Genomic DNA, 19,655 nt, shown 5'->3' with positions numbered 1-19,655 from the left:
GGGTGAAAGGCCAATCAAACCGGGAGATAGCTGGTTCTCCCCGAAATCTATTTAGGTAGAGCCTTGAGCGGACACCTTTGGGGGTAGAGCACTGTTTCGGCTAGGGGTCCATCCCGGATTACCAACCCGATGCAAACTACGAATACCAAAGAGTGATACTCAGGAGACACACGGCGGGTGCTAACGTCCGTCGTGGAGAGGGAAACAACCCAGACCGCCAGCTAAGGTCCCAAAGTCTATATTAAGTGGGAAACGAAGTGGGAAGGCTTAGACAGCTAGGATGTTGGCTTAGAAGCAGCCATCATTTAAAGAAAGCGTAATAGCTCACTAGTCGAGTCGGCCTGCGCGGAAGATGTAACGGGGCTGAAATATAGCACCGAAGCTGCGGCATCAGACGTAAGTCTGTTGGGTAGGGGAGCGTTGTGTAAGCGGAAGAAGGTGTGTTGAGAAGCATGCTGGACGTATCACAAGTGCGAATGCTGACATAAGTAACGATAAAACGGGTGAAAAACCCGTTCGCCGGAAGACCAAGGGTTCCTGTCCAACGTTAATCGGGGCAGGGTGAGTCGGCCCCTAAGGCGAGGCTGAAGAGCGTAGTCGATGGGAAACAGGTTAATATTCCTGTACTTGGTAAAGCTGCGATGTGGGGACGGAGTAGGTTAGGTTATCGCACTGTTGGATATGTGCGTTTAAGTTGGTAGGTGGGAAGTTTAGGCAAATCCGGACTTCCTTAACACTGAGAGATGATGACGAGGCTCTAAGGAGCTGAAGTAACTGATACCACACTTCCAGGAAAAGCCACTAAGCGAAAGGCTTTACTAAACCGTACTGAAAACCGACACAGGTGGTCAGGTAGAGAATACTCAGGCGCTTGAGAGAACTCGGGTGAAGGAACTAGGCAAAATAGCACCGTAACTTCGGGAGAAGGTGCGCCGGCGTAGATTGTAAGGGCTAGCCCCTGAAGGTTGAACCGGTCGAAGATACCAGCTGGCTGCAACTGTTTATTAAAAACACAGCACTCTGCAAACACGAAAGTGGACGTATAGGGTGTGATGCCTGCCCGGTGCTGGAAGGTTAATTGATGGTGTAATCGAAAGAGAAGCTCCTGATCGAAGCCCCAGTAAACGGCGGCCGTAACTATAACGGTCCTAAGGTAGCGAAATTCCTTGTCGGGTAAGTTCCGACCTGCACGAATGGCATAATGATGGCCAGGCTGTCTCCACCCGAGACTCAGTGAAATTGAAATCGCCGTGAAGATGCGGTGTACCCGCGGCTAGACGGAAAGACCCCGTGAACCTTTACTATAGCTTGACACTGAACATTGAATTTTGATGTGTAGGATAGGTGGGAGACTATGAAGATGATACGCCAGTATTGTTGGAGTCGACCTTGAAATACCACCCTTTAACGTTTGATGTTCTAACGAAGATTGCGGAACGCGGTCTCGGACAGTGTCTGGTGGGTAGTTTGACTGGGGCGGTCTCCTCCCAAAGAGTAACGGAGGAGCACGAAGGTTTGCTAATCACGGTCGGACATCGTGAGGTTAGTGCAATGGTATAAGCAAGCTTAACTGCGAGACAGACAAGTCGAGCAGGTACGAAAGTAGGTCATAGTGATCCGGTGGTTCTGAATGGAAGGGCCATCGCTCAACGGATAAAAGGTACTCCGGGGATAACAGGCTGATACCGCCCAAGAGTTCATATCGACGGCGGTGTTTGGCACCTCGATGTCGGCTCATCACATCCTGGGGCTGAAGTAGGTCCCAAGGGTATGGCTGTTCGCCATTTAAAGTGGTACGCGAGCTGGGTTTAGAACGTCGTGAGACAGTTCGGTCCCTATCTGCCGTGGGCGTTGGAGAATTGGTTGGGGCTGCTCCTAGTACGAGAGGACCGGAGTGGACGCACCACTGGTGTTCCGGTTGTGTCGCCAGACGCATTGCCGGGTAGCTAAGTGCGGAAGAGATAAGTGCTGAAAGCATCTAAGCACGAAACTTGCCAAGAGATGAGTTCTCCCAGGTTATAAACCTGTAAGGGTTGTTTAAGACTAAGACGTAGATAGGCAGGGTGTGTAAGTGATGTGAGTCATTGAGCTAACCTGTACTAATTGCCCGAGAGGCTTAACTATACAACGCTCAAGTGTTTTTGGAAAACAGAGTGAAAGAAAAAGAAATTAACTAAATGTTCAGCTTGTAGCCAATGAAGAACATAGATAGAAATTAGAATAAAAGTTATCAAAGAATTATCCTGGCGGCGATAGTGCGGTGGAACCACCTGACACCATACCGAACTCAGAAGTGAAACGCTGTAATGCCGATGGTAGTGTGGGGCTTCCCCATGTGAGAGTAGGGCACCGCCAGGTTACCAAATATGAATCTAAATTAAATAAAATAAAATAAAAACAGAAGAACCCCAGTTGAAGGACTGGGGTTTTTGTTTATGGATTTTAATTAACTACTATTATAAAAAATAGAATTAAAGATAATAGCTCGTGCCGAAAGAGATATGGGCCTATATTCCGATTATTTAGAAAAAATCAAGTATTATTGGATTTGTGATATACAGAACTTATGTATTCTTAATAATCTTTTAGATATCTCTTGAGAGATAAATATTACTATTTTTTAGTTTAGATACTAGATAATACTTCTAATTAGAGGTTAACTTAATTCAGATCTCTTGGATATGTAGACTAGGAATTTGTTATTATTTTGATTTCTTTCACTAATATATCACCTATTTGTTTACGCCAGCCTATGAGTAATTCTGGTAATTTATTGGGTGAACATTCTTTTTTCCATACCCATTTTATTAATTCTTCTAATGTTCGTTTACTCGCTATGATTTCTGGTGATAGCCCTACTGGAGTGAGTGCAGTCACTTGCTCTTGTAGTGAACGAATTGTTTGTTTATAACGAGGATCTTCAGAAATTCTAACTATTTTCTGTGGATAATTATTAGGAGATATCTGGCTAGCTTGGACAAGGAGCTGAAGAATTTTTTTTCCATAGATTCGGATCTCATTATGAGTTAGACCCAGTTCAAGCATCTCAGCTATATTACGAGGATTGTACTTTGCTACTTTCCAAAGATGTTCTGATTTTACAATATAAGACAAGGCTAAATTTCGCTTTACAGCAATATTTTGTCGCCATGTTGCTAAAACTTTTAAGCGAGCTAATTCTAAAGGCTTCAGTTTCCATGCATTTGGAATATCCAAATAGGCTTTATTCGAATCTCGTTCTTTTAATTTATATGTTTTGATAAGTGCGAGTTCACAGTCTTCCTTTACAGCTTTTAACCAAGGCGTTTGGGAGAGTTCTTGTTGCAGAATGTGATACAGAGGAAGTAAATACCATACATCACCCGCCGCATATTGTAATTGTATTTTTGAAAGAGGACGTTTAATCCAATCAGTACGAGTTGCACCTTTATCTATTTTTATATTCAGATATTGTTGGACTAATTTTGCCAAACCTGCAGACATACCGAGTCCAAGGAAACGAGCCATAATTTGTGTATCTATCATGGGGGTAGGCAACTGATTAAATTCCTGCGAGAACACTACTAAGTCTTCACTACAAGAATGTAATACTTTGAGAACATGAGAATCAGCAAGTAGTTTAACAAAAGGCGAAAAATCAGTGATTATAAGTGGATCAATTAAAGACACTCGTTTGCCGTCATAAAGTTGGATTAATCCCAGTTTTGGGAAATAAGTTGATATGCGTATAAATTCGGTGTCTAACGCAACTATATCCTGTTGTTGGGCCAAAAGGCAAATTTCTGAAAGCTCAGTATTAGTTGTAATAAGAGAAAAGTGCGGTAAATTTTGGCATTCTTTTATCATTGTCGTATTTCAACAGGAAGATTTAACAAGGAAATGGGATATTGCTATCCCATTTATTTAATGAACGGAACGTTTTGCGATTTCTTCATCTCGAAGTACGCGACGTAGAATTTTTCCTACATTCGTTTTTGGTAATTCATCACGGAATTCAATTTCTTTTGGAACTTTATAGCCTGTAAGATATTGTCGACAATGCTGGCGAATTTCATCACGTGTTAGACTATCATCTTTTTTTACTACAAAAATTTTGATAGTTTCACCTGATACTTCATGTGGTACCCCGATAGCAACAGCTTCTGAGACTTTATCATTAAGCATTACTACGTCTTCAATTTCATTTGGATATACGTTAAAGCCTGAAACTAGTATCATATCTTTTTTACGATCAACAATACGAAGGCTATAAGTTTCATCCATAATTACAATATCGCCAGTTGCCATCCAACCATCTTTTAAAACTTCACTTGTTGCCTCTGGGCGTTGCCAATAACCTTTCATGACTTGTTCGCCTTTTACCCATAATTCGCCAGGTTCACCAATTTTGGCTTCGGTTCCATCATCTTGGATAATTTTAATGTCAGTATTTGGAACTGGTACGCCTATGGTGCCATTGTGTTTTACTACATTAATTGGGCAAGCAGCAATAAGCGGTGAACACTCTGTCATGCCGTAGCCTTCAATAATATTACAACCCGTTAGAGCATGCCAACGTGTTGCAACTGATTGTTGAATTGCCATTCCTCCACCGACAGAGAGTTTTAATGCTGAAAAATCCACCTCTTTGAAGTTTTCGTTATTCAATAAAGCATTAAATAACGTATTTACTCCTGTAATAGCTTCAAATTGATATTTTTTTAGCTCTTTTACAAAACCATCAATATCACGTGGATTAGTGATTAAAATTGCGGTAACGCCTAATTCTAAAAATAATAAGCAATTTACGGTTAATGCAAAAACGTGATAGAGCGGTAAGGCTAAAATTGCAGAATGAGTACGCGTATGATCACCAATAAAGGGTTCTGCGATCCATTTAGCTTGGAAAACATTAGTAATAATATTTCCATGCGTTAACATTGCCCCTTTAGCGACACCAGTTGTACCTCCAGTATATTGTAGGAATGCCAGATCTCCTCGAACAACATCGGGGCGTACATATTGACGATATTTTCCGATGCTTAATACTTCTCGAAATGTTACTGCATGTGGCAACTTGTATTTAGGGACGAGCTTTTTGATATATTTTACAACGAAATTAACGATTGTACGTTTACCGAAAGAGAGCTGATCCCCCATCCTTGTTAAAATGACATGTTTTACATTTGTGTTGAAGACAACTTTTTCTAAAGTTGAGGCAAAATTAGATACAACAATGATTGCCACCGCACCACTGTCTTGTAGTTGATGTTCTAATTCTCTTGGTGTGTAAAGTGGGTTAACATTTACTGCGATCAGACCAGCCCGTAAAATACCAAAAAGTGCAATAGGGTACTGCAATAAGTTTGGCATCATCAATGCTACACGATCGCCACGTTGAAGTTTAAATTCGTTTTGTAAATAGGCAGCAAAAGCACGACTACGCTCTTCTAATTTTCGGAATGTAAGTATTTGTCCCATATTGATATAAGCTGGACGGTCGGGGTGCTCACGTACAGCTTTATCAAACATATCCAGAATTGACTCATATTTTGATGTATCCAGAAATTTTTCAGAACCTTCTGGATAGTTTTGAAACCAAATTTTTTCCATTTTTTATCCTAGTTTATTGGAAAATTTCCAAGATTTTATCATTTAATTCAAATAATAGCGAATTTCGGGTTGGATATACCGAGGTTGGTATCGCCATCTCCAGAATCCCCAATCATCGTCCCAATCATCTTCAGGATAATAATAGTTTGTACTTAGCGTCCAAAGACGGTATTTATTTGGTTTAATAACAGGATAAGTATAATTAGCCTGTTCTATTTTACCTGGTTCTGAACTAATTAATTGTCCGCCAATTGTGATATAACGGTCTTTTAAATTTTCGGGATCTATAAAACCATCGAAATAAACAATAAAACGGCCATCAGATTGTGATTCTACGAAAGGTTTTCCAGATAAAGATGATACTGGTAAACTAAGTACTTCGATTTTAGTATGATGAGGTAAAATGGTAGTTTGTACAATTTTGCCGCCTAATCGGATATTTTTACAGTGGCAACTCAGATCTTGAGATGTAATTTCTTTATAGCTAGTAATAGAAAACTGTTCATTTTCTAATCCTCTTGGTGGAGTAATACAGCCTGTTAGACCTAAACAAAGTGTGGTCAAAAATATGCTTATTTTCCCTTTCATTTTCACTTATTCTCCATGATGATATTATTCGCGTCCAGGTAACTTTTTCCACGTGACTTCATTTCGTAAATAAATAGGCTCAATTTCTAACGCTGAAATAGTTTGTTGCTGTTTCCATGCTGTTTGAGCAAGGGATAACATATATAAGGCATTTGGCAATTCAATTTCTGAACCGTTCAGATTTTTTTCTGTAAATTGTGGGTAAGCAGCCCAACCTGTACCTACATAAAAAATATCGTTATTTTGAAGTTGAGAAATTGCTTGTTCAGGTGGGCAAACTTGCTCCGGTGTTATTTCTCTCCATTGAGAAACCTCTCCAAAATTAGTGTGTACATCTTCACATATAAGTTGTGAAAAATATACTTCCCCCATGCGCGCATCGATTGCGGCTGCAACTTTTTTTGCTTGATATAATTCAAATGCAGCCTGTGCCATTGCTGTTAAATTTGATATAGGAATAACTGGTAAATCAGCACCTAATGCTAAACCTTGTGCGATACCAGCCCCCACTCTTACACCTGTAAAACTACCAGGACCACGCCCAAAAGCCAGAGCATTAACTTGATTTAAATGCAAGCCTGAGTTTGCCAAGATTTTATCAACCATAGGAAGAATTCGTTTGGTGTGTGTGCGTTGCGCTAATTCATTTAAATGTGTTTTTTCACCGTTATATAGTAGTGCAACTGAGCAGGCTTCAGTAGAGGTATCTAATGCTAATAAAGTTAGCTTTGTCATTATTTTTTCTCATTTATTGATTTTGTAAGAATTGTATCACTTTATTGAGATCTCGGGTACGACTTGAGTTTGGCAAACTCTTTAAAAACGTTTCGCCATAATTTCTCATAACCAAACGATTATCACAAATAATCACTACGCCACGATCGCTTACACCTCGAATTAGACGCCCAACGCCTTGCTTTAGCGTAATCACGGCTTCTGGAATTTGAATATCATTGAATGGATCGCCTCCCTGTAGCTTGCAATCTTCAATACGTGCTTTTAATAAAGGGTCATCAGGTGCAGTAAACGGAAGTTTATCGATAATCACCAGGGAAAGTGCATCACCGCGAACATCGATTCCTTCCCAAAAACTAGATGTTGCAACAAGTACACTATGAGAGGTATAAGTGAATTGTTCCAATAATTTGCCTTTAGAGGTTTCTCCCTGCACTAAAATTGAAAGCATACTTTTTTCACGAAAATATTCTGCTAATCCTCGCATCATTGTATAAGAAGTGCAAAGTACAAAGCAGCGTCCTTTATTGGCTTCAATTACTGGCAGTAACATTTCACCTAATGATGTTAAAGTATGCGTTTTATTGGTAGTTGGCAAATAACGAGGAACACAAAGTAACGATTGTTCAGGATAATTAAATGGACTATGTAAAATCTTTTGTGTTGCATGTTCAATCCCTAATCGTTGACAAAAATGATTAAAGGTTCCACCTACTTCTAATGTTGCAGAAGTAAAAATCCATGCGGCCTCTTTGATCTTCAGTTGTTCTCCAAATTTGTCGGCCACGGTTAGCGGTGTAATATGTAAGCCGAATTGACGACCATTTCCCTCATACCAATAACAAAACCCCACAATATTAGTTTCGGTTAGGCGCTTTAATTGACTTTTTATTGATTCGACACGTTCAAAAATACTATCAAGTGTTTGTGAACGCCCTAATGTAAGCTTAATCACCTCGGAGAGAAAATTAATTTTTTCTTGTAATAAATCAAAGGCTTTTTTTACCGCACTTTGTTTATAAAATTCACGCCAATTTCCACGAGTATTATTTTCTTCACCTAATAAAAGACGAAAATCCTGTACAACTTTAAGTAATGTATCTGATGTGCTGCCAAGTTGCAGCATATCTTTTAGTTCGGTACGATAAACAACATTAATATCTTTGCATAAATCAAATAGCTGTCGAGAGGTGAGCGATTGCCCAAAATATTGACTGGCAATATCGGGCAATTGATGTGCTTCATCAAAAATAATCACTTCTGCATGAGGAATTAATTCCCCAAATCCAGTTTCTTTCACAGCCATATCAGCAAAAAACAAATGATGATTAATGACCACTAGATCCGCATTTAGTGCTTTTCTCCGAGCTGCTGCAACATAGCATTCGCTATAATTAGGACAATCCGTTCCTAAACAACTTTCCGCGGTACTAGTTAGCTGTGAAATGATAGGGCTGTCTTCGGCAAGTTCTACACATTCAGTAAAATCACCTGTTTTTGTGCTGTTATTCCACTTTCTAACTTTACTTAAATCCGTTAAAACAGATTTATCACCAAGCACTCCTTGTGCAATAACTTGATCTAATCGTTCTAAACATAGATAGTTTGTTCTTCCTTTGAGTAAGGCTATTTTTCCTGTGAAATTAAGCGCTTTTTTGATAGCAGGAAGATCTCGATTGAAAAGCTGATCTTGTAAATTTTTGGATCCAGTCGAAATAATGGTTTTTTTGTTAAATAGTAATACTGGTGCTAGATATGCCAAAGTTTTGCCCGTGCCTGTACCTGCTTCAATAACAAGAGAAGACTTATTATAAATGGTATCACCAACGGCTTGAGCCATGCTGAGTTGTTCTGCCCTTGGACTGAAGTCCTTTATATTTTGACTTAATTGTCCATTGAGAGAGAATATGTGAGAGAGTTGATCTTGATAATTCATTTATAGGAAAATTTTTGGGGGTAAGTCTAGCAAAATTTGATGTGATCGTATAGGAAAGACAGTCGAAATCATCAAAGATGAAATAATTAATTTATATTTATAAAACCGATATTTATTAAACCATATATACCTTGCTAATTCCCTATTTTCCATGGATAATAGAGCGTCTTTTTACGCCTAAGAATTTGCGTAAAAAAGGATAAGTTTTGTTGGTGAAAACTCAATGCGGCAATCGGCATAAGACATTGATAATCAACATTTTTCTTAAAATGAATTAGCCGCTTGCAACGCGTGCGGAATATCGCGTTGTTTTATAAAGCAAACGTTTATGCTTAATAACGTTATCAATGCACCCAGCAACATACAGTCGTGAGATTGACTGGCGCGAGAAACACGAGGTCGATAACGAAGCAAAGTGCAGTTTATTTTGAGGTCTTTTAAAATATTTAATAAGAGAATTGACAATGAAAAGAATGTTAATCAATGCGACTCAAAAAGAAGAGTTGCGTGTAGCGCTAGTTGACGGACAGCGCTTATTTGACCTGGATATTGAAAGCCCAGGACATGAGCAAAAAAAAGCGAATATCTACAAAGGGAAAATTACTCGCGTTGAGCCAAGCTTAGAAGCGGCTTTTGTGGATTATGGTGCAGAACGTCATGGTTTTTTGCCATTAAAAGAAATTGCTCGTGAATATTTTCCCGATGATTATGTTTTCCAAGGTCGTCCGAATATTCGCGATATCTTGAGCGAAGGCCAAGAAGTTATTGTTCAAGTTAATAAGGAAGAACGCGGAAACAAAGGCGCAGCCTTAACCACTTTTGTTTCTCTTGCGGGTAGTTATTTGGTCATTATGCCAAATAATCCGCGTGCGGGTGGGATCTCTCGTCGTATCGAAGGGGATGAGCGCACTGAATTAAAAGAGGCATTAAGTTCATTAGATGTGCCTGAAGGCGTAGGCTTGATTGTTCGTACCGCTGGTGTGGGCAAATCTCCAGAAGAGTTGCAGTGGGACTTAAAAGTTTTACTTCACCATTGGGAAGCAATTAAACAAGCATCTCAAAATCGTCCAGCGCCTTTCTTGATTCACCAAGAAAGTGATGTGATTGTACGTGCTATTCGTGATTATTTGCGCCGTGATATAGGCGAGATCCTTATTGATAGCCCTAAAGTGTTTGAGAAAGCAAAAGAGCATATCAAACTTGTTCGCCCAGATTTCATCAATCGCGTGAAACTTTATCAAGGCGAAGTGCCTCTTTTCAGCCACTATCAGATCGAATCTCAAATCGAGTCAGCATTCCAACGTGAAGTGCGTTTACCTTCTGGCGGTTCAATCGTTATTGATGTAACTGAAGCCTTAACTGCTATTGATATTAACTCCGCGCGTTCTACCCGTGGTGGCGATATTGAAGAAACTGCATTGAATACTAACCTTGAAGCGGCAGATGAAATTGCTCGCCAATTACGCTTGCGTGACTTAGGTGGTTTAGTGGTTATCGATTTCATTGATATGACGCCAGTTCGTCACCAACGTGAAGTGGAAAATCGTATTCGTGATGCCGTTCGCCAAGATCGTGCTCGTATTCAAATTAGCCGCATTTCTCGTTTTGGTTTGTTAGAAATGTCGCGTCAGCGTTTAAGTCCTTCATTAGGTGAGTCTTCACATCACATTTGTCCTCGTTGTCAAGGAACAGGTAAAGTGCGTGATAACGAGTCTCTTTCCTTGTCTATCTTGCGTTTAATCGAGGAAGAAGCGTTAAAAGAAAACACCAAGCAAGTGCATACGATTGTGCCTGTACAAATTGCTTCTTATCTTCTTAACGAAAAACGTAAAGCAATTAGCAATATTGAAAAACGTCACAATGTAGATGTTATTGTTGCGCCAAATGAAGCAATGGAAACACCTCACTTTAGCGTTTTCCGTTTACGCGATGGCGAAGAAGTGAATGAATTAAGCTATAACTTAGCGAAAATTCACTGTGAGAAAGATGAAAGCACTGAGGAATCTCTTGTTTCTCGTAATGTGGAAACAACTGTTGTTGCTGAACAACCCGCAGTTGAAAGTGCGGCAGTGGCGCTTTCTATTTCTGAAGCTGCTCCGACTCCAGTTGAGCGTAAATCGAATGAACCGTCTTTGTTAGCGAAAATTATCGCGAAGATTAAAGGCTTGTTTGCTTCTGAATCCGAAGAAAATAAACCAAAAAATAACCGCACTTCGCGCAATTCTAATCGTAATCAACGTCGTCCACAGGATCGTCGAACTTCTCGTCGTCCTCGTTCTGAAAATAACGAAACGGAAAGAACCGAAGAACAAGTTCGTAATATTCGTGAGCGTAATCAACGCCGTCCGCGCCGTAACTTAGTGGAAGAAAGTATCGCTGAAAGTGCGGTAAATTCTACACCGGTTTTTGAGGCTAAAGATGAAAAAACTGAGCAAGTGACTCAACGCCGTCAACGTCGTGATTTACGTAAACGCGTGCGTGTTGAAGATAATGAGATGGCTGTTGAAAATAACGAAAACATTGTTGAACAAATGCCAGAAGTGGCGGTTGTCGAACTTCAGGCCGTTCAAGATGATGAAAAACCAGCTCGTCAAAACCAAGAACGTTCTGAACGTCAAGATCGTCAACGTCGTACTCCACGTCATTTACGTGCAGCTAATAATCAACGTCGTCGCCGTAATCAAGAGCCAAAATCACCAATGCCATTATTTGCTGCAGTGGCTTCACCTGAATTGGCAAGTGGAAAAGCTTGGGTAGACTATTCAACAGTGAACGCTCAGAAAGAAAATAATTTCTTATCTGTGGATGAATTGCTCGAGCAAGAGAAAACTAAAAAAGGTTTTATCACGCCAGCAATGGGAATTGTTGTTGAAGAAAAATCTCTTGAAGTAAAACCAGCATTAGATTTTATTACTCAGCCAGCTAATGAATCTGTACAGAAAAAAGTACAAGAATCTTTAGAGCGTTTAAATTCTCATAAACCTCAAGAAATGGTTGAGTCTATTGAGTCAACGATTACCGTAAATGAGCCTGAAATTGTAAATGAACCAACCTTTGTTCGTACTTATGAGTTTAATGGGCGTTTAGGGACTATTTCTTCAGTTACTCATACAAAAGCGGAGATGACTTTGGCAAAAGCGAGTGATGAAATGCCTCAGCCATTCCCAATTATTGAATGGCAAGATTCTCGTTATTATTTTTATGGTAAAGGGTCAGCAGGGCATCATTGTGCGATTAGCCATGTATATTCTGAGCCTACCCGAGCAGAATCAGAGTAATCTAAAATAAAAAGTTAGAATTGGCGTGATTTTTATTACGTCAATTCTTTTTATTTTGGGGTTGCAGTAAAAATAATCACTTGATAAAAACGAGATAATTTCTGCTTGACGGTCTTTCTCAAAAAACGTATTATGCGTGCGCATTAAATCACGGAGGAATGGTCGAGTGGTTGAAGGCACCGGTCTTGAAAACCGGCGAGGGTTTACGCCCTCCTAGGGTTCGAATCCCTATTCCTCCGCCATCAAATTTTGATAAAAAACCTAAGTCACTGACTTAGGTTTTTTATATTTATTCAAATTCATCCAACCATTTCAATAAAATAGCCTCAAGAATTGATTCATTTGATTTATTAGGATCATCGTCAAAATCCTCAAGTTCACAAATCCATTTATGTAAATCAGTAAAACGAACTGTTTTTGGATCTAAATTTGGATTACGATCGTAAAGTTCTTCCGCTATTAATTGGGCATCTGTCCATTTCATTAGTGGGCGGCCTCATTGGCATGGTTAATGTTATATTTCGGAATTTCTACCACAAGATCTTCGTCTCCCACCACACATTGGCAAGATAAACGACTATCCATTTCTAATCCCCAAGCTTTATCCAGCATATCTTCTTCTTGATCACTCGTTTCATTTAGAGAGTCAAAACCTTCACGGATAATCACATGGCAGGTTGTACAAGCACAGGAGCCATCACAAGCATGATGAATTTCTACTCCTGCATTGTGTGCAACTTCTAATAAATTATCACCTGCCGCAGCATCAACAACCATACCTTCGGGACAAAATTCTTCATTAGGTAAAAAAATCACTTTTGGCATAACACTTTCCTCAAAATTATTTAATAATCTGACCGCACTTTTACGGTTTTTCAATATCTGACAAATTTTTGCCTGTCAAAGCTTTATTAATCGATGCATTCATTCGACGTGCTGCAAATTCTTGTGTAGCAATATCCAAGGCTTTAATTGCTTGCGCGATTGCATCACGATCTGAATCATGTTTTACATCCATTAATTGTTTTAACACACTTTCAATATGATGGAACTCTTCTGTGCTAAGCAATTCAGCACCATCAACTTGCAACGCAACAATCACACTTTCAATCACACGATCTGCTTCTACTCGCTGCTCGGCTAATTCGCGAGCTTGTAAATCCTCTTGTGCATTATCAAAAGAAGATTTTATCATTGCGGTCACTTCTTCATCTGTTAAACCATAAGAAGGTTTAATTTGAATTGATGCCTGCACTTTCGTCGATTTTTCCATTGCAGTCACACTTAATAAACCATCTGCATCGACTTGATAAGTCACTCGAATATGAGCAGCACCCGCAGCCATTGCCGGAATACCTCGTAGAGTAAAACGCCCTAAAGAGCGACAATCATCTACCAGCTCACGTTCACCTTGTACGACATGAACGGTCATTGCTGTTTGACCATCTTTGAAAGTAGTAAACTCTTGTGCACGAGCCACAGGAATTGTTGTGTTACGTGGAATAATTTTTTCCACCAATCCACCCATCGTCTCAATGCCTAAAGAAAGCGGAACAACATCCAGCAACAACATATCAGAATCAGTTTTATTACCGACTAAAACATCCGCTTGAATTGCGGCACCAAGTGCTACAACTTTATCTGGATCAATGGAAGTGAGTGGGGTTTGACCAAAAAACTCGCCAACCTGTTCTCGTACATATGGCACTCGAGTTGAACCACCAACCATTACCACCGCTTGCACTTCTTTAGATTCAACATTGGCATCTTTCAAAGCTCGGCGACAAGTTAGCAATGAACGTTTTACCAGTGAATGAATCAAATCATTAAATTGTTCTCGTGAAATTTCTACTGAAAAATTCTGCCAAGAAATTACCGCACTTTTCTCAGTACTTAAAGCAATTTTGGCTTGGCTAGCAAGCGTTATCAGTTCGCGCTGTTGATTTGGGGTTTGTGGTTTTACTTGGGTTTGTTCAACGACCCAATCTGCTATTAAATGGTCAAAATCATCACCACCTAGCGCAGTATCGCCACCCGTGGCTAGAACTTCAAAGACACCTTTTGATAAGCGTAAAATTGAAATATCAAATGTACCACCACCTAAATCATAAACGGCAATAATCCCTTCCTGTCCGCTATCTAATCCATAAGCGACTGCAGCTGCAGTAGGTTCATTCAATAAACGTAATACATTTAGCCCAGCTAAACGCGCAGCATCCTTAGTACTTTGACGTTGAGCATCATCGAAATAAGCAGGAACCGTAATCACAACCCCAGAAAGCTCACCACCAAGTCGTTGTTCTGCAATGTGATTTAAGCGTGATAAAATATCTGAAGACACTTCAATTGGACTTTTAGGCCCCTGTGCCGTAACAATTAAAGGTAATCCATTTTCGCTCGCCACAAATTCATAAGGCAAACTAGGATAACGAGACTGAACATCAGCAAGGCTACGACCAATTAGGCGTTTTACCGAAATTATCGTATTTTTTGGATCAAGTGAGGCTTGTTCAAAGGCTTCTAAACCAACTTTCGTCTCTTCAACGCCATAATGAACAACTGATGGTAAAAGACTACGCTCTTTTTCATCATTAAGAATCACGGATTGCCCACTACGCACGGATGCAACCAAAGAATTGGTTGTTCCCAAATCAATCCCAACGGCTAAACGATGTTGATGCGGTGCAGCAGCTTGTCCTGGTTCTGCAATTTGTAATAATGCCATATGCTATTTTTCTACTGGTTATGCGACGGAATACGCCAAATCAAATTTATTTTTTTCTGCAAAGCTTGATTGGTAATGGGTTTCAATATTGACTTCGTGTTTTTGACGTTCATCAATCGCTATTTTTCTCTCTTCGCTAAAGTCAGGCGAGAATACAAAAATTTGATTACCATCCAATTGTTTCACATCATCTTGCCAATTTTGCCAAAATAGACCTTGATAAAAAGCCTCTAAATCACCATTCAATGCCCAAGCTAAAAATTCTGTATAAGTAAAATTTAAATTATGCCAAGTAAGATCTTTTGGTGAAAAATAATAAATTTTGCCAAGGTTATCGCCTAAGGAACCACCATTTAATGCAAAGTAACCGCCTATCACATCATCAGCAACCAATAAATACTTTGGTTTTTCACCAGACTCACTAAAAGACTTACTAAAATTCCAATCCATCAATCCACGCGGTAATTTAAAACTTCCTGAACCTAAAATACGCAACCAACCATGATGAATTAAAATTCCACCTGTTTCATAAATCACAGCCCCCATTGGTGATGACGTAGGCATTTGCATGGTAAAAAGTTCACGTTCTGCACTTGATTGATCTTTTTTAATGACATAACAATGATTCTGTGCACTTTCAATCCATTGGGAAAGTATAGGCCAAGCAGAGTTTTCTGGAGATATTAGTTGTTCGAGAGTTTGCATAATATCAAGGGATATTGAGATATAGATCTATTACAGTTCAAAAAGGCGTTCTTCTACACGTTCAATTTCTTCAGAAAGCTTACTAGTAAAACGTAATTTATCACACTGTTGAGATGCTTTCGTCCATTGTTGGGATTTCAGACTATCCGAAAGTGCGGTTAATAATGACTGAGTTTCTTGTTTAATTTCTTTTACAAAAACGTTTAATGCACCTTCATCTTTCTGATGTTCAAGTTCTTCTAGTTGTTCTCGCCACTGTAACTGTTGCATTAAAAACGCCACATCTTGTGTACTTTTTTGTTCAAGATCTATCTGTTCACCAGTATTAAGCGCAATAATAGCTTCCGCTCGCAAAATTGGGTCTTTTAACGTTTTTAAGGCATCATTCACTTCGGTGGATTTTTGCATCGCAACGCGTTGTTCTAACGCACTACTTGATACAAAATTATCTGGATGTAGCGTCTTTTGCAATTCTAAATAACGTGTATTTAGCGCCTTCTCATCTAACTGAAAATCAATGGGTAAATCAAAAATTTGAAAAGGATTTAACATCAGATTATTACCTTAAATATGGAAACTTTCACCACAGCCACAAGATTCTTTTACATTTGGATTATTGTATTTGAAGCCTTCATTTAAGCCTTCTTTCACATAATCCAACTCAATACCATTGAGATAAACTAAGCTTTTTGGATCAACAATAATATTCACACCGTGCTGTTCAAAAACTTGATCTTCTTCATTTAAGACATCAACAAATTCAAGCACATAAGCTAAGCCAGAACAGCCTGATGTTTTCACTCCTAAACGCAAACCAATACCCTTGCCACGATTATCCAAAAAAGCTTTCACTCGTTGAGCGGCTTTTTCTGTTAATGTAATACTCATATATCCCCCAAAACCACTAAAAGTGCGGTCAAAACCGACCGCACTTTTTCATATTATTCGCCTTTTTTGGATTTGTAATCAGCAATTGCCGCTTTAATTGCATCTTCCGCCAAAATAGAACAGTGTACTTTTACTGGTGGCAATTCTAATTCTTCTGCAATTTGGCTATTTTTGATAGCGCCTGCTTCTTCTAAAGATTTACCTTTCACCCACTCTGTAATTAATGAGCTAGATGCAATAGCAGAACCGCAACCATAAGTCTTGAATTTTGCATCTTCAATAATGCCGTTATCATTTACTTTAATTTGTAACTGCATTACATCACCACAAGCTGGCGCACCCACCATGCCAGTACCAACATTGCTATCTTTTTTATCCATAGAACCCACATTGCGTGGATTTTCATAATGATCGATTACTTTTTCGCTATAAGCCATTTTAACTTTCCTTTTTTAAATCCTTGAGAAACGCCATTTAATAATAGCAGTTAAATCCTAGTGAGCTGACCACTCAATTGTACTGAGGTCGATACCTTCTTTAAACATATCCCATAATGGCGATAATGCACGAAGTTTTTCCACCGCACCTTTTACTAAATTAATAGTGTAATCAATTTCTTCTTCAGTAGTATAACGGCCAAGTGTAAAACGAATTGAACTGTGTGCCAATTCATCATTTAAACCAAGTGCGCGCAATACATAAGATGGCTCTAGGCTAGCTGATGTACAAGCAGAACCAGAAGATACAGCGATATCACGCAACGCCATCATTAAAGATTCACCTTCAACATAGTTAAAGCTAATATTTAAATTGCTATCTAAACGGTGCTCCATTGAGCCATTTACGTAGGTTTCTTCAATACCTTTTAAGCCATTATATAAACGATCACGAAGAGCTTTTAAACGTGGCATTTCTGATGCCATTTCTTCTTTTGCAATTCGATAGGCCTCGCCCATTCCCACGATTTGGTGAACAGGTAATGTACCTGAACGCATTCCGCGCTCATGACCACCACCATGAATAATCGCTTCTAAACGGATACGTGGTTTACGACGAACATATAACGCACCAATACCTTTAGGCCCATAAAGTTTATGGCTAGACATAGATAATAAATCAACTGGCAACTCTTCCAAGTTAATCGCAACTTTGCCCACACTTTGAGTTGCGTCCACATGGAAAATAGTTTTATTTGCACGACAAAGCTCACCAATAGCTTTAATATCTTGCAACACACCAATTTCATTATTGGCATGCATAATTGAAACTAAAATAGTATCTGGACGAAGTGCGGCTTTAAATTTTTCTAAATCAATTAAACCATCAGACTCGGGTGATAAATAAGTCACTTCAAAACCTTCGCGCTCTAATTGACGACAAGTATCTAAGACGGCTTTATGCTCAGTTTTGCAAGTGATAATATGTTTACCTTTAGTTTGATAAAAATGCGCAGCGCCTTTAATTGCAAGGTTATCTGATTCTGTCGCACCAGAAGTAAACACAATTTCACGAGAATCGGCACCAATAAGATCCGCAATTTGATTACGAGCCACGTCAACCGCTTCTTCTGCTTGCCAACCAAATTTATGCGAGCGAGAAGCTGGGTTACCGAATGTACCGTCAATGGTTAAAAACTCCATCATTTTCTTCGCAACACGCTCGTCCACAGGACAAGTTGCTGCATAGTCTAAATAAATAGGTAATTTCATTTTTCACTCCTAAATCATTCTAAATTTGACCGCACTTTTAATGCATTTTGCACTGTACGGACTACTTTCCTTTATTGATTAACAATTAATAAATTCTCAAAATCGCTATGAGTTTGGCGTTTTGATTCACGTTTACTCACCAATTCAGCCAAAGTAATTTCATTGAGAAAACTTTCAATGCGATTACTCAGATCTTCCCACAATGTATGAGTTAAACATTCTACGCCATTTTGACAATTTCCACGACCAAGACATTTTGTCACATGAATATTTTCATTTACCGCTGAAATAATCATTCCCACTGAAATTTGGTCACTTGGTAAACCTAGCTGATAACCTCCACCAGGTCCACGAACACTTTTTACTAATCCATCACGACGTAATTTAGCAAAAAGTTGTTCTAAATAAGATAACGAAATATGTTGACGTTCAGAAATATCTGCAAGGCTCACAGGACCTTTTTCTGCATTTAAAGCGATATCTAAAACCGCAGTGACTGCATAACGACCTTTTGATGTAAGTTTCATAAAGTGTTCCTAAAAAGTGATGTTGCAATATTTACATATCCTACTAAATCAGTCAATTAATCTAAATCAAGATCAATTCGTTTTTCGACCGCACTTAGCATGCCATTTAAAATATTTAATTCATTTTTTTCAAGTTGAGCGCGATAATATAAACGCTTTAATTTATGCATAACACCTTGATTTTGAATGAATCCTAGTGATTGATATACACGCTCAGTATGCTCAAAAAAATAAGCAAGTTGTTCTGCAGTTGGATAGTTTTGTTCTATTAAAGAAAGTGAATTTTCCTTCTTATCTTTAGCTAAAAATGCCATACGCAATTCATAGCTTACCAACTGTACCGCCATTGCCAAATTTAAAGAAGAATAATCAGGATTAGCTGGGATATTCAAATGGTAATGACATTTCAACAATTCTTCATTCGTTAATCCAATACGTTCACGACCAAACACAATAGCTATCTTGCCTTCATGCGCTACAACTTTTTCCGCGCATTCTCGAGGCTCGATCAATGTACTTTGCAAATGACGTAAACGAGCACTTGTTCCAATCACTAAAGAGCAATCATAGACAGCTTCATCAAAACTATCGACAACTCTGGCATTTTTTACTATATCTTCTGCGCCAGCTGAAAGAACATAAGATTGTTCATCAACAGATTTTGGTGAAACAAGACAAATCTGGGTCAATCCCATTGTTTTCATTGCTCTAGCAGCAGAACCAATATTACCGCTATGCGAAGTCTCAATTAAAACAATACGAATATTTTCCAACATAATGATGCCCGACTAAAATTTAAGGGTATTCTACCACAATAACCGCTAAAAATAGTCAAGAATTTAAGCAAATTAAAGAAATTTAAAATATTAGAGATGAATAATAATAAAAATAAGGATGGTGGGTTGTGAGAGGCTCGAACTCTCGACCGACGGATTAAGAGTCCGCTGCTCTACCAACTGAGCTAACAACCCA

16 protein-coding genes, 2 tRNA genes and 2 rRNA genes (1 of these 20 cut by a window edge) are annotated in these 19,655 nt (G+C 39.0%); 4 read left to right on the top strand and 16 right to left on the bottom strand.

Annotated features, from left to right (window positions below; all coding sequences use genetic code 11):
- Both C3V42_RS02650 and rrf read left to right on the top strand, forming a co-directional pair.
- Window positions 1-2,124: ribosomal RNA gene (locus tag C3V42_RS02650) — 23S ribosomal RNA — on the top strand (it extends 773 nt beyond the left edge of the window).
- 118 nt (window positions 2,125-2,242) lie between these two features.
- Window positions 2,243-2,358 (top strand): 5S ribosomal RNA (gene rrf / locus C3V42_RS02645).
- A 330-nt stretch (window positions 2,359-2,688) separates the two neighbouring features.
- Here the strand turns inward: rrf and rnd are convergent.
- Genes rnd through C3V42_RS02620 form a run of 5 tightly spaced genes read right to left on the bottom strand, consistent with a single transcriptional unit; the run spans window position 2,689 to window position 8,851 of the window.
- Entirely contained in the window at window positions 2,689-3,846 is a 1,158-nt protein-coding gene (gene rnd, locus C3V42_RS02640; RefSeq protein ID WP_106013551.1) for a ribonuclease D, read from the bottom strand.
- Window positions 3,847-3,903: 57 nt separating this feature from the next.
- Entirely contained in the window at window positions 3,904-5,592 is a 1,689-nt protein-coding gene (fadD, locus tag C3V42_RS02635; RefSeq protein ID WP_106013550.1) for a long-chain-fatty-acid--CoA ligase FadD, read from the bottom strand.
- Between the two features lie 42 nt (window positions 5,593-5,634).
- Window positions 5,635-6,180, bottom strand: coding sequence for a Slp family lipoprotein (locus C3V42_RS02630; protein ID WP_106014302.1), 546 nt, complete (start codon window positions 6,178-6,180; stop codon window positions 5,635-5,637).
- A gap of 24 nt (window positions 6,181-6,204) precedes the next feature.
- Window positions 6,205-6,915: a tRNA (adenosine(37)-N6)-threonylcarbamoyltransferase complex dimerization subunit type 1 TsaB gene (tsaB, locus tag C3V42_RS02625; protein WP_106013549.1), complete on the bottom strand. Its 711-nt coding sequence runs from the start codon at window positions 6,913-6,915 to the stop codon at window positions 6,205-6,207.
- A gap of 13 nt (window positions 6,916-6,928) precedes the next feature.
- Complete coding sequence (locus C3V42_RS02620; protein WP_106013548.1) at window positions 6,929-8,851, bottom strand: ATP-dependent DNA helicase; 1,923 nt, start codon at window positions 8,849-8,851, stop codon at window positions 6,929-6,931.
- A 464-nt stretch (window positions 8,852-9,315) separates the two neighbouring features.
- Between C3V42_RS02620 and rne the strand changes: the two genes are divergently transcribed.
- Entirely contained in the window at window positions 9,316-12,129 is a 2,814-nt protein-coding gene (gene rne / locus C3V42_RS02615; RefSeq protein WP_106013547.1) for a ribonuclease E, read from the top strand.
- Window positions 12,130-12,281: 152 nt separating this feature from the next.
- A tRNA-Ser gene (locus C3V42_RS02610) sits at window positions 12,282-12,371 on the top strand.
- 47 nt (window positions 12,372-12,418) lie between these two features.
- On the opposite strand, the gene iscX is transcribed toward C3V42_RS02610, so the two are convergent.
- The 11 genes from iscX to C3V42_RS02555 form a co-directional block, all read right to left on the bottom strand.
- A complete protein-coding gene (gene iscX, locus C3V42_RS02605; RefSeq protein ID WP_106013546.1) occupies window positions 12,419-12,613 on the bottom strand; it encodes a Fe-S cluster assembly protein IscX in 195 nt (64 codons plus the stop codon).
- On the bottom strand, window positions 12,613-12,954 hold the full coding sequence (gene fdx / locus C3V42_RS02600) for an ISC system 2Fe-2S type ferredoxin (protein ID WP_005629440.1): 342 nt from the start codon (window positions 12,952-12,954) through the stop codon (window positions 12,613-12,615). Before fdx ends, iscX begins: the two co-directional genes overlap by 1 nt.
- A 40-nt stretch (window positions 12,955-12,994) precedes the next feature.
- A complete protein-coding gene (hscA, locus tag C3V42_RS02595; protein WP_106013545.1) occupies window positions 12,995-14,854 on the bottom strand; it encodes a Fe-S protein assembly chaperone HscA in 1,860 nt (619 codons plus the stop codon).
- A gap of 18 nt (window positions 14,855-14,872) precedes the next feature.
- Window positions 14,873-15,559, bottom strand: coding sequence for a DUF2625 domain-containing protein (locus C3V42_RS02590; protein WP_106013544.1), 687 nt, complete (start codon window positions 15,557-15,559; stop codon window positions 14,873-14,875).
- A 30-nt stretch (window positions 15,560-15,589) separates the two neighbouring features.
- Complete coding sequence (gene hscB, locus C3V42_RS02585; RefSeq protein ID WP_106013543.1) at window positions 15,590-16,111, bottom strand: Fe-S protein assembly co-chaperone HscB; 522 nt, start codon at window positions 16,109-16,111, stop codon at window positions 15,590-15,592.
- Window positions 16,112-16,123: 12 nt separating this feature from the next.
- Complete coding sequence (gene iscA / locus C3V42_RS02580) at window positions 16,124-16,447, bottom strand: iron-sulfur cluster assembly protein IscA (protein ID WP_106013542.1); 324 nt, start codon at window positions 16,445-16,447, stop codon at window positions 16,124-16,126.
- Window positions 16,448-16,500: 53 nt separating this feature from the next.
- A complete protein-coding gene (iscU, locus tag C3V42_RS02575; RefSeq protein ID WP_005626962.1) occupies window positions 16,501-16,884 on the bottom strand; it encodes a Fe-S cluster assembly scaffold IscU in 384 nt (127 codons plus the stop codon).
- A gap of 57 nt (window positions 16,885-16,941) precedes the next feature.
- Window positions 16,942-18,156 carry an IscS subfamily cysteine desulfurase gene (locus C3V42_RS02570; RefSeq protein WP_106013541.1) on the bottom strand — a complete coding sequence of 405 codons (1,215 nt, stop codon included), beginning with the start codon at window positions 18,154-18,156 and terminating at the stop codon, window positions 16,942-16,944.
- Between the two features lie 71 nt (window positions 18,157-18,227).
- Entirely contained in the window at window positions 18,228-18,683 is a 456-nt protein-coding gene (gene iscR / locus C3V42_RS02565; protein ID WP_005630093.1) for a Fe-S cluster assembly transcriptional regulator IscR, read from the bottom strand.
- A gap of 56 nt (window positions 18,684-18,739) precedes the next feature.
- Window positions 18,740-19,459, bottom strand: coding sequence for a tRNA (cytosine(32)/uridine(32)-2'-O)-methyltransferase TrmJ (trmJ, locus tag C3V42_RS02560; protein ID WP_106013540.1), 720 nt, complete (start codon window positions 19,457-19,459; stop codon window positions 18,740-18,742).
- 119 nt (window positions 19,460-19,578) lie between these two features.
- Window positions 19,579-19,654: transfer RNA gene (locus C3V42_RS02555), tRNA-Lys, on the bottom strand.
- Between the last annotated feature and the right edge of the window lies 1 nt (window position 19,655).

It is taken from the genome of Haemophilus sp. oral taxon 036 (assembly GCF_002998595.1).
Classification (GTDB): Bacteria; Pseudomonadota; Gammaproteobacteria; order Enterobacterales; family Pasteurellaceae; genus Haemophilus; species Haemophilus haemolyticus_K.
This window is presented reverse-complemented; position numbering and strand designations above follow the sequence as displayed.

Excerpts from the sequence above, each read along its gene's own strand:
- iscR (WP_005630093.1), bottom strand. The coding sequence starts at position 18,683 with ATGAAACTTACATCAAAAGGTCGTTATGCAGTCACTGCGGTTTTAGAT.
- hscA (WP_106013545.1), bottom strand. The coding sequence starts at position 14,854 with ATGGCATTATTACAAATTGCAGAACCAGGACAAGCTGCTGCACCGCAT.
- trmJ (WP_106013540.1), bottom strand. The coding sequence starts at position 19,459 with ATGTTGGAAAATATTCGTATTGTTTTAATTGAGACTTCGCATAGCGGT.
- C3V42_RS02620 (WP_106013548.1), bottom strand. The coding sequence starts at position 8,851 with ATGAATTATCAAGATCAACTCTCTCACATATTCTCTCTCAATGGACAA.
- rne (WP_106013547.1), top strand. The coding sequence starts at position 9,316 with ATGAAAAGAATGTTAATCAATGCGACTCAAAAAGAAGAGTTGCGTGTA.
- rnd (WP_106013551.1), bottom strand. The coding sequence starts at position 3,846 with ATGATAAAAGAATGCCAAAATTTACCGCACTTTTCTCTTATTACAACT.
- fdx (WP_005629440.1), bottom strand. The coding sequence starts at position 12,954 with ATGCCAAAAGTGATTTTTTTACCTAATGAAGAATTTTGTCCCGAAGGT.
- iscX (WP_106013546.1), bottom strand. The coding sequence starts at position 12,613 with ATGAAATGGACAGATGCCCAATTAATAGCGGAAGAACTTTACGATCGT.
- fadD (WP_106013550.1), bottom strand. The coding sequence starts at position 5,592 with ATGGAAAAAATTTGGTTTCAAAACTATCCAGAAGGTTCTGAAAAATTT.
- iscU (WP_005626962.1), bottom strand. The coding sequence starts at position 16,884 with ATGGCTTATAGCGAAAAAGTAATCGATCATTATGAAAATCCACGCAAT.
- C3V42_RS02590 (WP_106013544.1), bottom strand. The coding sequence starts at position 15,559 with ATGCAAACTCTCGAACAACTAATATCTCCAGAAAACTCTGCTTGGCCT.
- iscA (WP_106013542.1), bottom strand. The coding sequence starts at position 16,447 with ATGAGTATTACATTAACAGAAAAAGCCGCTCAACGAGTGAAAGCTTTT.
- C3V42_RS02570 (WP_106013541.1), bottom strand. The coding sequence starts at position 18,156 with ATGAAATTACCTATTTATTTAGACTATGCAGCAACTTGTCCTGTGGAC.
- tsaB (WP_106013549.1), bottom strand. The coding sequence starts at position 6,915 with ATGACAAAGCTAACTTTATTAGCATTAGATACCTCTACTGAAGCCTGC.
- hscB (WP_106013543.1), bottom strand. The coding sequence starts at position 16,111 with ATGTTAAATCCTTTTCAAATTTTTGATTTACCCATTGATTTTCAGTTA.
- C3V42_RS02630 (WP_106014302.1), bottom strand. The coding sequence starts at position 6,180 with ATGAAAGGGAAAATAAGCATATTTTTGACCACACTTTGTTTAGGTCTA.